The sequence below is a fragment of the Butyrivibrio fibrisolvens genome, assembly GCF_023206215.1.
Taxonomy (GTDB): Bacteria; Bacillota; Clostridia; order Lachnospirales; family Lachnospiraceae; genus Butyrivibrio; species Butyrivibrio fibrisolvens_C.
This window is the reverse complement of record NZ_CP065800.1, coordinates 3,139,536-3,151,913: the sequence shown is the minus strand read 5'-3', so window position 1 is coordinate 3,151,913 and position 12,378 is coordinate 3,139,536. Positions and strand designations below refer to the sequence as shown.

Genomic DNA, 12,378 nt, shown 5'->3' with positions numbered 1-12,378 from the left:
CTGAGCTCCACGTATCTCTGCATCTAAAAATGCCTTCGGCTGATACGCCGCCGTCCAAGTGGGAAGTCTGAGTTATTGTATGGTTGGTATTGACTATATTAGTGTAACTTATATATTTATAATTATAAGTAATTTCACTAATAAGGCAACGGTATGTAAAATAGATTATATGCAGACGGTTTGTATGCGCTTTGAAGCAGAGCTGAATGCTAGAATACATATCATATATAAACTTTCCACTTTTCTATATCTTTCACTCAGCCGGATTTGATGGCACTGGCAGTTTACAAGTGTTATTAGCAGCTTTGAGAGTTTTAGTTAATTCAAGAGCTTGATAGATGAATCTTTATATTCCGCATAGGGTCCACCTGTCTGAGCGAAGCGAGTTTGGACCCTGGAATATAAAGATTCAGATATCATGCCTTGAATTACTAAAACTATCAAGATGCGAATAACACTTATAAACTGCCAGTGCCATCAAATCCGGCGGGGCGTCAGCTTAACAAGTGGAAAGTTTGGAAAACCGGGAGGGTGTACAATGAAAGCAGAAGAAGTTATAAGTGATTTTTTTCAAAATGAGAAGAGGAATAAGGTTGTTAGGTATCGGCATCTTAACAGGTTCGTTAAGAAGGGGCAGATCCTGTTTACAGGATCATCTCTTATGGAGCAGTTTCCTATAAATGAGATCCTGCAAAATCATGGCATGAACACAGTTATCTATAACCGCGGAATAGGCGGATATACAATTCCTGAGATGCTAGAATCTATGGAAGAGCAGATATTTGAATTAGAACCATCCAAGATCTTCATCAACATAGGGACCAATGATATCAGCAGGCCAGAAGAGACTAAAGAGCAGCTTATATCAGATTATCGCAAGGTGCTGACTCAGATAAAAGACAGACTGCCCCAAGCTAAGGTCTATATGATGGCCTACTATCCTGTAAATGTACAGGTCGCTGCAAGGCAGCCCTGGCCTGATGCTGACAAGGCTGCAAAGCTGCGACTTGAAAGACTTGATGAGAGTAACAAAGCAGTAAGTGAGCTTGCACAGGAATTTGGATACAGCTATATAGATGTTAATAAGGGTCTTACAGGAGATGATGGTCAGACCAAAGAAGAATATTCTATAGACGGAATCCATATGTGGTCAGATGCATATGAAGTAGTATTTGAGAATATGAAAGAGTACATTACTGAATAACATACTCAAACTTTGTACTTGCCAAACACGCGCTACGGCAGAGCTGATACGAAAATGTATTATAAACGGGTCGTATCGGCTCTGTCTCAGAGGGTAGCGTATGTTTAGCAAGTGAGAAATTTGAAAAAATTCTTTAACAGGAAGTAGTTATGAAACAGATTGATTTTGAAAAAGGAAGAACTTTAAATAACATACTTGCGACAGCGCTGCCTATGATGGTTGCGCAGATCTTGAACCTGCTCTACAACATAGTAGACAGGATATATATTGCAAGAATACCGATTATAGGAACGAAAGCTCTTGGAGCAGTAGGACTTTGTTTTCCTATAGTCATCCTGATCACCGGTTTTACCAACATGTATGGAAGCGGCGGCGCACCACTTTTTTCTATAGCAAGGGGCAAAAAAGATGATAAGGAAGCAGCTGCTCTTCAGAATACGTCATTCTTTCTTTTGGTGGTGACAGGAGCTGTGCTTATCGCAGTCGGAGAGCTGTTCGGGCAGCCGATATTAAGCGTCTTCGGAACGTCAGAGTCGAACATGGCATATGCACTTCCATACCTTCGTATATATCTTCTTGGAACCATCTTCTCAATGGTGGCAACAGGGATGAACCCCTTCATCACAGCCCAGGGCTTCTCTGTGATAGGCATGACGACAGTCGTTGTCGGAGCTGTTACCAATATCATCCTTGATCCGGTGTTCATATTCTTTTTGGGCATGGGAATAAGAGGCGCTGCGCTTGCGACTATCATCTCACAGGCATTGTCCGCAGCTTATGTTATGAAGTTCCTGTTAAGAAAAGACAGTAAGTACAGACTTCACTTCCTGACCATAGATGAGATCAAAAAGTGCGGCAAAAGAGCCAGAAACATCATAGGACTTGGTACAGCAGCTTTTATAATGCAGTTTACCAACGCTGTAGTCCAGATATCCTGTAACAACGTGCTGTCAGCTGTAGGCGGAGACATCTACGTATCTATTATGACAATAGTCAATAGTGCAAGGCAGATGATGGAGACACCTATCCTTGCTATTACAGAAGGTGCATCACCTATCATAAGTTATAACTACGGTGCCAAAAGGCCAGGCAGGATAAAGCATGCGATCGTGATAATGTTCATCCTTGATATGATCTATTCTGTATCCATATGGCTGATCATCAGATTCTTCCCGGCCTATATAATCGGTATATTCAGTGATGATAAGACTATCCTTTCTGATGCAATCCCTGCCTTTAATCTGTATTTCTCGACATTTATTTTTATGACATTCCAGCATACAGGTCAGGTAACCTTTAAGTCACTGGGACTTAAAGGCAAGGCTATATTCTTCTCACTTTTTAGAAAAGTTGTCATAGTAGTGCCACTTACCTACATGCTTCCTTATCTGTTTAAAATGGGAACAAACGGAGTTTTTGCAGCAGAGCCTATCAGCAATGTGGTGGGAGGACTTGCTTGCTTTATCACCATGTGCTTCACAGTAAGAGCTATGTTCAGAGAGGCTTGAGTAAGCCTTTATATAGTTAATTAATTCAAACTTCTCGCTTGGACGGTGCAGTATCATCAAGGGATTTGCAGTGACGGGGGCACATCTTAAAATATGTCGTATTATGCCATAAATAAAGTCGCATACAGGTACGTGATTATTTTGTATATACGTGGTATATTGGCAACATAAGCTTTTAATACTACGGCTACGGAGTACTACTGGCAAGAGTAAAAAAAGCAGTAATATGCAGTCAGACTTGTAATCACGATAGATATTACGTTGGATAATCATTCTAGATAATTATGCTGGATATTCATGATTATAAGTCAGGTGCAAAACATAAAGTATTGCGAGGACATACATATGAAGATTACAAGAACTAAACTAAATGGAATAGTTAATCCCATCGGCTATGAATTTAATAAGCTTATCGCATCCTGGAACGTAGAAGATACGGATAGTAAGATCCTTAAAGCCGGCAAGCTTGAAGTTGCAAAAGATAAGGCATTTACCGATATCATATTTAATAAAGAATCAGAATACCTAGATCAGACAGGAGAGAAGATTGATATAACCCTAAGTCCAAGAACCCGTTATTACTGGAGAGTTACTGTGACTGGTGATAAGGGCGACAGCGCTGTATCAGACATTCAGTATTTTGAAACAGGTAAGATGGACGAAGACTGGAGTGGTAAGTGGATTGCGGCTGACGGCGACTATCATCCTATTTTTTCTAAAAAGATAGATCTTGAAAAGAAGGTTACGGCTGCAAGACTGTATGTCAGCTGCCTTGGCGTATTTGAAGCCTATATTGATGATAAGAAGATAGGAAATGAGATACTGACTCCATACATCAATGATTATGAGACAGGCATGCAGATCATCACCTTTGATGTGACAGATGATCTAAGGAGCGGCTGCACACTTAGCATACAGGTTGCCAAGGGATGGTATATGTCAAACTTCGGTCTTGATAATGGAGTCAACTTTGGCGACAGGATGGAAGCTATAGCAGAGCTTCATGTGACATATGAAGATGGAACGAGCGAAGTTATCGGCACAGATGCAAGCTGGGACGTTGCAGAGTCTGATGTCAAAGAGTCAGGAATCTACTACGGCGAAGACCTCGACAGATCTGCAGGTATCGTAGAAAAGGGTAAGGCTATAGAAGTTCCTGCAACAAGGAAGCTTCTTGACAGGTACAGTATCCCTGTTATCGTCAAGGAAGTTCTGCCTGCCAAAGAGATCATCCATACTCCCGCAGGTGAGACAGTTATTGACTTTGGTCAGAACCACGCTGGTGTTATGGAGTTTGATGCAGACTTCCCTAAAGGGACAGTTATCACTATCGACTGTGGTGAAGTCCTTCAGAAGGGCAATTTCTACAGAGATAACTATCGAAGCGCAAGATCAAGATTTGTATATACCTCAGATGGAAGAAAAGAGACTGTTCATCCAAGATTCACTTTCTTTGGATACAGATATATAAGGATCCAGGGATGGCCTGAAGATAATGAACTTACGTTAGATAAGGTCCGCTCCAATGTCCTGTACTCAGATATGGAGCGAACAGGCTATATTGAGACCAGCAATCCCAAGATTAACAGACTCTATGAGAACTGCATCTGGGGGCAGAAGTCCAATTTCCTTGACATGCCTACAGACTGCCCTCAGCGCAATGAGCGTCTTGGCTGGACAGGTGATGCCCAGGTATTCTCTCAGACAGCAAGCTACAACATGGATACAAGAGCTTTCTATAATAAATACCTGAAGGACCTTTATTATGATGCAAAGCGTCACGACGGGGCTGTAGCAAGCTTCCTTCCTTCTAATGCAGGTCTTAGTCATGCGGCAATTTCCAGCGTATGGGGCGATGTAGGAACATTTGTTCCAAACGTTCTCTACAATACATTTGGAAGCCTTGATGATGTGAGAGAGCATTATGACCTTATGAAGGGCTGGGTTGAGTACATGCACCGCTATGATAAGGAGCATGGCGATAAGGGCCTTTTCATACTTCCATTCCAGTTTGGAGACTGGCTTGGACTTGATGGTATTACAGAGCAGAGCGTCAAGGGGGGAACTGATGATGGCTATCTTGGATCTGTATATTATTACAGATCTACAGTGATCACAGCAAGGATGGCAGAGCGCCTTGGCTTTGAAACTGACATGAAGGAATACGATGATCTTGCTGACAAGATAAGGAGTGCTATACTAAATGAATATTTCTCACAGACAGGAAGACTTGCCTGTGATACTCAGGCAGCATATATAGTTGCTCTTGCCTTTGATATCTATGTAGACAGAGATAAGCTCATAGATCAGTTCATAGCAAGACTTAGCAAGGACTGCTATCAGATCAAATGCGGCTTTGTAGGAGCACCTCTTTTGTGTACTACACTTGCTAAGTGCGGACGCATTGATCTTGCATATCACTTCCTTCTTAGCGAGAACTTCCCAAGCTGGCTCTACTGCGTCAACCTTGGCGCTACAACCATCTGGGAGAGATGGAATTCGCTCCTTGAGGACGGCTCTATCTCAGGTACTGGCATGAACTCACTAAACCACTATTCATACGGAACCATCGTACAGTTTATGTATGAATATATAGGCGGCATCACACCACATGAAGCCGGATTCAGGGTAGCTGACATATGCCCTCAGCCATCAATGAGATTCAGGCATTTTAATACATGTATGACCACCGCATCAGGCAGATATGTATCAAACTGGAAGATAGCAGAAGATGGAACACTTACTCTTAACATAGAAGTTCCATTCAATGCCAAAGCCAATGTAACACTTCCAAGATTCTCTAAAGAAAAGCTGTCAGTATCAGGATTTGATGCTTCTATCATAAATGATGATGGAAAGGTAACACTTGATGCAGGCACCTATGAGATTTCATATATGCCTTGTCATGACTATAGATGCATATATTCAGAAAATACCAGATTATCAGAACTTGCAGGAGATAAGGAAGTACTGGATCTTTTGAAAAAAGACCTTCCGCAGGCATATGAAGCTATTGAAAAGAAAGACAAGGAAATGGGTAATCTTACTCTGGGAACCCTTCCCACACTTTTCTACATGGGCTTTAAACCTGAAGTTGTAAATAAAGTTAACGATAAAATCTTTGCATTAAAGCGCTGGTAATCTGATGACCTACATGTAACACAAACGTCCCAAATCCTTGCAGTATCCTTGAGGATTTGGGACGCTTTAGTTACTGAGCTGTTTTCATGCTTCTTTTTTTAGCATACATACGCTCATCGGCAAGGCCTATTGCTTTACTGATTATATCCTTGCCGCCTTCATACTTAACTGTTGATGTACCTATACTTGCAGATACTTTAAAATCAAGCTTATTGCTGAACTCTACGAGTTTTCTTTCTATATCTGATACAATCTTATCCAAATTGTATTCGCCTATGATAATGGCGATCATCTCATCGCCGCCGGCTCTGGTACACACAGAACCTTCAGGAACAGCTTCCTTAAGCGAAGTTGCAACAGCTTTTATTGCCTTATCCCCTGCCATATGTCCCAGATTATCATTTATCTTTTTGAGGTCGTTAAGATCCAGCATCAGGACATTGACGGTTTTACCTGCTATATTGACTTCAGTGAAACGTTCGTTTAACTTTGACAGAAATGCCAGCCTGTTATAAAGGCCTGTCAGGGCATCTTTTTGATACATCTGCCTTAGCCTATCTCTAAGATAATTCTGGTGCTTGGTAAGGACATATCCGCCTATACTCATTTCGAAACAGTTGGTAAGGTTAGGAGTCTGACTATAATCTATCAGCATAGTTCTTGGATAGGAAAAGCATATAAATCCGCAGCATTTATCCATATATACAAGGCTGTTGAATATAATAGGCTCCCCCGGTTCCATTATCTTATCAAGATGAGGTACTACTTCGCCTGGTTCATAAGGATACGGAGCATAATCGTCGTTATAAGGATCGAAGACTACTACCTGAGAACCTTTTGAGACATCGTCATAGAAGAAGTTTTTCTCAAGATCGAAACAGGATTTTTCTATAATAACAATAGCATGCTCAGCATATTTGCCCTTAAGGAATTTAATATTACCAAGTACATCCTTGTCCATCATTATCTGGGAGATAATATTCTGGTAGACATGTATCTCGTCCTCATGATGGTAAAAAAGGTTGTTGAGCTCGCTGACAGTTGTCTTGATATGAAGATCTGTCCGTGGACATCCGCAGGATTCACTTGCTACAAATTCAGGTACAACCAATCTGGTAGAAAGGGGCTTGCCTGAGAGAATATCTACAACAGCGTCATATACACTGTGAGCGAGTTTATTATTATCACATACAGCAGTAGTAATACCCGGAGTAGAAAGAAAGGCTTCATCAATCCCGTCAAATCCGGATACAAGGACATCCTCCGGAACACGTATACCATTTTCATTTAAAACATCGCATACATTTATAGCCATAATATCATTGGCACAGATTATAGCATCAGGGAGAGTATCTCTTTGCAGTAGCTTATAAGTCTCTTCTCTGCAGGGCATGGCCCAGAACTCACCATAGCTGACCATACTTTCGTCAAAAGAAATTCCATTTTCACTGATCACTTTCTTAAAAACATTAAGCCTGTCTTCTGAGAATGGATTATTGACATGACCGGCCATAAAATGAGGCCTTTTTACTTTGTGATCTTCGATGATGTGCCTTACGACTTTTTCAAAGCCCTTGACATAATCATAGTTGACCATACTGACATTGTCGTACTGACCGTCAGCTACGATCACAGGTACATTATAGGAAGAAGCTTTGTCGATGATACTTTGGGCTAATTCACGAACTTTGATCTTCTCGTTCATGATTATGACGGCATCAATCTTATCATATGGAATAAGACCAAAGACTTCTGTTTCAGGAGAAGTACGGTTGGTAATACCGATCTCTGAATTCATAGCATAGATGAAAAGCTGACAGTTAGCACTTTTTAGCTTTTTGTTAAGTTCAGAAAGAAAAGCAAATTCCTGAGGCTCGTATATTCTGTATGTACATAAAGCAATGATCTTTTTGCCGTTAATCATTCTGAATCTCCCTCTTGGTGAAATACATCACAATATCTATTTTAGTTCGTTTTTGTGAATAATCCAAGAAGTCAAAAAAGATTAATAACTGACTTCGCACTTGGACGGACCGGCGTACCCACGAAAACTTTTGGGATGAGCATCCTCTAAGTATTCGAAAAGGTGCAGAATTATATCATGGCAATAATGAAAAGATCAGTGAGTAGACCAAAAGACCGAACAAGGTAACAAATATGCCGAATATAAACCAAAAAGGTCTATGGATAAATGCTTTATTGCCTTTTTTGGCGATGTGGATTGTATAGCTTTCTCCAACTTTGAATTTTTTGGCAGATGATACATAATCAATTTCATATAAATCTTTTTTGCCGGGGATCCTGAAGGTAAGTTCATAGTGGTATCCGCGTCTTGAACGGTGCTTTTCTATGTCAGTTAGAACTGCGTCCGTGGGGATATTGTGGGTGATGACGCCTATGACCTCTGACAATCCCATCCATACCAGCATAGTTCCAAGGAGTAAGGCTATCATGATCTCTACCAATACTCCGTTTTGGAATAACATTGCTAATGCTAAGCCGGTAAAAAAAGCTCCTACGCCCCAGTATAAGAGGGTAGTGCCATTGATCTTGAAGGGTTTTATATATTCTGAAAAGGGATATACGAAAAATAAAATTCCAACGCCTCCAAAAATTATCATCACCAAATAATACTCAAAATCAACTTCCATGAATCAAATCTCTCCTTGTAAATAGTGGTGGACAGCTACAATCTATTGTAATTTGTTTTGAACTAAAAATATATAGTGGATGCTTGCCTTTTTACTTAGAACTCTTATCTGGCCCGATTAAGATGGAGGTTGAGTTGGAATAACATAGAATAACAGACTAAGATATATTATAATGGTGACTGTCCAAGTGAGTAGTTATAGATAGTATTTTTAGAAAAGATCGGAGATATAGATTGAAGTGAGGGATGTAAAGATTGTCTTTTCAGATATAGACGGAACTCTTTTAAACAGCAGGCACAGGATGCTTGATAGTACGCATAAGGCTATAATGGATCTGCAAAAGGCCGGTATACCTTTTGTAATAGTAACAGCAAGAGGCCCTTCAGGCGTTAGGCCTATCTTCAAAAGATACGGTTTCGTCTGCCCTATGATATGTTATAGTGGTGCGCTTATTATTGATGAGAATGACAGGATTGTGCATTCTGAAGGCTTTGACGCAGAAGATGCAAGGAGTATAATCTCATATATTGAAGAGAGCGGTTTTGACTGTACTTGGAACATCTATTCGGAAGAGCTGTGGATTGTTAACGACAGAAGCGATAAGCGCATCCGCATAGAAGAGGAGATAGTAGAGGTGGATGCACAGGAGGGAAGTATAGATCTACTTCCGGAAGGCGCTATAGTCGGAAAACTCTTATGTATGTGCGAACCGGAAGCTATATGCCATATCGAGGAGGAGCTTAAAAAAAGGTTCCCCAAGCTGTCTATAGTTAAGTCTTCGGATATACTTCTCGAAGTTATGGGAAGAGGGATCACTAAGGCAAGCGGTATAGAGCGTGTGTGCACAGATCTTAGTATCCCTCTTGAAAGCGCGGCAGCTTTTGGGGATCATTATAATGATGCGCAGATGCTAAGAGCCGTTGGGATGCCCTTTCTAATGGGCAATGCACCTAAAGATATGCAAAAAGAGTTTGAATGCGTGATAGGAAGTAACGACGAACCATCCATATATAATGCACTAAAAAAACTGGGGATTATCGATTGATATATTTATTATAGAAAAAGGAGCAGAACGTGAATATACAGATATTTGGAACCAAGAAATGTAATGATACCAAGAAAGCGCAGCGTTTTTTCAAAGAGCGTGGCATTAAGTTTCAGTTTGTTGATATGAATGAGAAGGGTATGAGTAAGGGCGAGCTGTCATCTGTAGCAGCTGTTAACGGAGGCTTATCAGAGATGGTCAATCCAAATGCCAAAGATCAGGACGCCGTTAACCTTTTTAAATATATAGCTGATGAAGACAAGCTTGAGAAGCTTCTTGAAAATCAGCATATAATCAAAACTCCAATCGTTAGAAACGGTAAGCTTTCTACAATAGGCTATCAGCCTGATGTATGGAAGAAGTGGGAGTAATCTGACCAAGTACGTATTTGATGCTGGGTACGGCCAAGTTCCAAGTGAATTCTAGTGATATGAGGTTAAGTTTTAAAATGAAGTTAAAGCAGCTTGATATAGTATTAGTTACAAAAATATATAAAGAGCATATGGTTATAGACTTTCCAAAGGAAGAGTTAAAGCCACTTGATATGATCCTGAAGCTTATTGAAGAAAACAGATACGAGGCAATGGGGCTGTACGATGGTGATCTGTTAACAGGATATGTTTTTATAGTCAGGATAGATAATAGTTATCTGGTTGACTATATAGCTATTTTTCCAGAGTATCGTAATGATGGTAAGGGATCTAATCTTTTATCGCTTCTTGCAGAGCACCTTGATGATGCAGATAGTATCATAGTAGAAGTAGAAGATCCTAAGTATACTGATGATGGCGCTTTGGCAGATCTCCAGACAAGGAGGATAGGATTTTATAAAAGGAATGGATGCCGCGACACAGGACTACGAGTTTCCTGCTTCGGAGCCAAGTTCATAATCCTTGAAATGGGCGCAAACTCTATAGAAAGCGTAGATAAGACTTGGGAGCTATATGAGGCATTTTATAGGAGTTTTCTTCCTGAAGATAAGTTTATAGGGAACGTTTATAGGATTTTAAAATAAAGCGAATGGCTAATGGACCAAATTGACGGAGCTTAATGATCAGAAGGGGGACCAGATGAGCGTATACGAAATGCTATTAGAAGCAAAAGACGATAAGTACAGAGATTTTCAAGTAAAGCTTGTTCCAAATGTATCGCCTGATACCATCATAGGCGTTAGGACTCCTGATATGAGGAAGATTGCCAAGGAAGTTTTTAACAGTCCTGAAAAGGATGAGTTTTTAAAAGAGCTTCCTCATAAGTATTATGAAGAAAATCTCGTACATTTTTTCATAATAGCTATGATCAAGGACTTTGACGAGTGTATTGAAAAGGTTGAGGAGTTCCTTCCATACGTTGACTGCTGGCCTGTGTCCGATCAGGCAACTCCCAAAACTTTTAAGAAAAATCATGCAAAGCTTCTTCCATATATAAAGAACTGGATAGCGTCAGACCATGTCTATACTGCGCGTTTTGGAATACGCATGCTCATGAATGAATTCCTTGATGATGATTTTAAGGACGAGTATCTTGAACTTGTTGCATCCAAGAAAGGTGATGACTACTACCTTAAGATGATGGTTGCCTGGTATTTTGCCACAGCTCTTGCCAAAAAATATGATGAGAGCGTTAAATACATTGAAGGCAGGAAGCTAGATGACTGGATTCACAAGAAAGCTATCCAGAAAGCCGTGGAAAGCTTCCGCGTGACAGATGAGCATAAAGAGCATCTAAAAAAATACAGATAAACATATAAAGCCTGGCCAAGTCAAATCTTCCAGGTGTTACCAAAAGTGTTTTTTGAATATTAAAAATAGAAACTTCGCATTTGTCAAACATTTACAAGGAGTGATATATGTTTGGAAAATGCGAAGTTTCATGATAGAAAAAAGAGTAGGAGGCCCATATGATCAAAATCGCAGGTAAGGATACAGAAGTATCAAGAATTTTCTACGGAACAGCCGCTGAACCTTTTCAGTCAGGTGGCGATGGGACAGACCTTATCGAGCAGATGGTGAATATTGGTGTTAATGCTATAGATACAGCCAGAGTATATGGCGGCGCTGAGGAATCTGTAGGCAGATGGATAAGGATTGGTAATAACAGAGAGCGTGTTACTCTTTTGACCAAAGGTGGACATCCTGACATGCTCTGGAGGAGCCGCCTTAGGGAGAAGGAGATTAGGAAAGATCTGAAAACATCCCTTGATAAGCTATGTACAGATTATGTTGATATATACTTATTACATAGAGACGATCCGGAAGTTCCTGTAGGCGAAATCGTTGAACTTCTAAATGATCTTTATAATGAAGGCAAGATAAAAAGTTTTGGCGGATCCAACTGGACTCATGAGAGAATAGAAGAAGCCAACAGGTATGCAAGTGACCACGGCCTTATACCTTTTGCTGTATCAAGCCCATGCTTTAGTATGGCTGTTCCAACAAGAGAGCCTTGGCCGGGATGCATCACTATTGCAGGTGATGACAATGAAGATGCAAGGAAGTGGTATATAGACAATCAGATGCCTGTCATAGCATATTCCGCCATGGCAGCAGGCTTTTTTAGCGGCAGATTTAAAAGTGAAGATTATAAAGGGGCCAAAAAAGTCATGTCATCTGACAATTACAAGACCTATGTAAGCGAAGAGAACATGGCTTGTCTTAAAGTCTGTGAAGATATTGCCAAAGAAACCGGTCTGTCTGTATCACAAGTTGCCTTTTCCTGGATATATGGGCAGGATATGAATGTGTATGCTGTTGTCAGCACAAGGAGCGTAGAACGCATGAAACAAAATGTTGATGCGATGATAAGGGCACTGAAACAAGTCTAAGTGCG

The 12,378-nt window shown here is 40.5% G+C and carries 10 protein-coding genes; 8 read left to right on the top strand and 2 right to left on the bottom strand.

Annotation, left to right across the window (positions count from 1 at the left end):
- The first annotated feature begins 538 nt into the window (after positions 1–538).
- The 3 genes from I7804_RS13135 (at position 539) to I7804_RS13125 (ending at position 5,853) form a co-directional block, all read left to right on the top strand.
- Complete coding sequence (locus I7804_RS13135; RefSeq protein ID WP_248403825.1) at positions 539–1,204, top strand: GDSL-type esterase/lipase family protein; 666 nt, start codon at positions 539–541, stop codon at positions 1,202–1,204.
- Between the two features lie 149 nt (positions 1,205–1,353).
- On the top strand, positions 1,354–2,712 hold the full coding sequence (locus tag I7804_RS13130; protein WP_248403824.1) for an MATE family efflux transporter: 1,359 nt from the start codon (positions 1,354–1,356) through the stop codon (positions 2,710–2,712).
- A gap of 345 nt (positions 2,713–3,057) precedes the next feature.
- A complete protein-coding gene (locus tag I7804_RS13125; protein ID WP_248403823.1) occupies positions 3,058–5,853 on the top strand; it encodes an alpha-L-rhamnosidase in 2,796 nt (931 codons plus the stop codon).
- 70 nt (positions 5,854–5,923) lie between these two features.
- Here the strand turns inward: I7804_RS13125 and I7804_RS13120 are convergent, their stop codons facing one another.
- A complete protein-coding gene (locus I7804_RS13120; RefSeq protein WP_248403822.1) occupies positions 5,924–7,777 on the bottom strand; it encodes a diguanylate cyclase in 1,854 nt (617 codons plus the stop codon).
- A 175-nt stretch (positions 7,778–7,952) separates the two neighbouring features.
- A complete protein-coding gene (locus I7804_RS13115; protein WP_248403821.1) occupies positions 7,953–8,504 on the bottom strand; it encodes a hypothetical protein in 552 nt (183 codons plus the stop codon).
- 238 nt (positions 8,505–8,742) lie between these two features.
- On the opposite strand from I7804_RS13115, the gene I7804_RS13110 reads away from it, so the two are divergent.
- The 5 genes from I7804_RS13110 (at position 8,743) to I7804_RS13090 (ending at position 12,373) form a co-directional block, all read left to right on the top strand.
- Positions 8,743–9,549, top strand: coding sequence for a Cof-type HAD-IIB family hydrolase (locus I7804_RS13110; RefSeq protein ID WP_248403820.1), 807 nt, complete (start codon positions 8,743–8,745; stop codon positions 9,547–9,549).
- Between the two features lie 29 nt (positions 9,550–9,578).
- The gene (locus I7804_RS13105) at positions 9,579–9,920 is read left to right on the top strand and encodes an arsenate reductase family protein (protein WP_022756014.1); all 342 of its coding nucleotides are present in this window, start codon (positions 9,579–9,581) and stop codon (positions 9,918–9,920) included.
- 77 nt (positions 9,921–9,997) lie between these two features.
- On the top strand, positions 9,998–10,564 hold the full coding sequence (locus tag I7804_RS13100; protein WP_248403819.1) for a GNAT family N-acetyltransferase: 567 nt from the start codon (positions 9,998–10,000) through the stop codon (positions 10,562–10,564).
- Positions 10,565–10,619: 55 nt separating this feature from the next.
- Positions 10,620–11,291 carry a DNA alkylation repair protein gene (locus I7804_RS13095; protein ID WP_248403818.1) on the top strand — a complete coding sequence of 224 codons (672 nt, stop codon included), beginning with the start codon at positions 10,620–10,622 and terminating at the stop codon, positions 11,289–11,291.
- 158 nt (positions 11,292–11,449) lie between these two features.
- The gene (locus tag I7804_RS13090; protein ID WP_027204807.1) at positions 11,450–12,373 is read left to right on the top strand and encodes an aldo/keto reductase; all 924 of its coding nucleotides are present in this window, start codon (positions 11,450–11,452) and stop codon (positions 12,371–12,373) included.
- Positions 12,374–12,378: the final 5 nt, after the last annotated feature.

Coding starts and splice junctions, on each gene's coding strand:
- I7804_RS13135 (WP_248403825.1), top strand. CDS start 539: ATGAAAGCAGAAGAAGTTATAAGTGATTTTTTTCAAAATGAGAAGAGG.
- I7804_RS13125 (WP_248403823.1), top strand. CDS start 3,058: ATGAAGATTACAAGAACTAAACTAAATGGAATAGTTAATCCCATCGGC.
- I7804_RS13095 (WP_248403818.1), top strand. CDS start 10,620: ATGAGCGTATACGAAATGCTATTAGAAGCAAAAGACGATAAGTACAGA.
- I7804_RS13120 (WP_248403822.1), bottom strand. CDS start 7,777: ATGATTAACGGCAAAAAGATCATTGCTTTATGTACATACAGAATATAC.
- I7804_RS13090 (WP_027204807.1), top strand. CDS start 11,450: ATGATCAAAATCGCAGGTAAGGATACAGAAGTATCAAGAATTTTCTAC.
- I7804_RS13130 (WP_248403824.1), top strand. CDS start 1,354: ATGAAACAGATTGATTTTGAAAAAGGAAGAACTTTAAATAACATACTT.
- I7804_RS13100 (WP_248403819.1), top strand. CDS start 9,998: ATGAAGTTAAAGCAGCTTGATATAGTATTAGTTACAAAAATATATAAA.
- I7804_RS13115 (WP_248403821.1), bottom strand. CDS start 8,504: ATGGAAGTTGATTTTGAGTATTATTTGGTGATGATAATTTTTGGAGGC.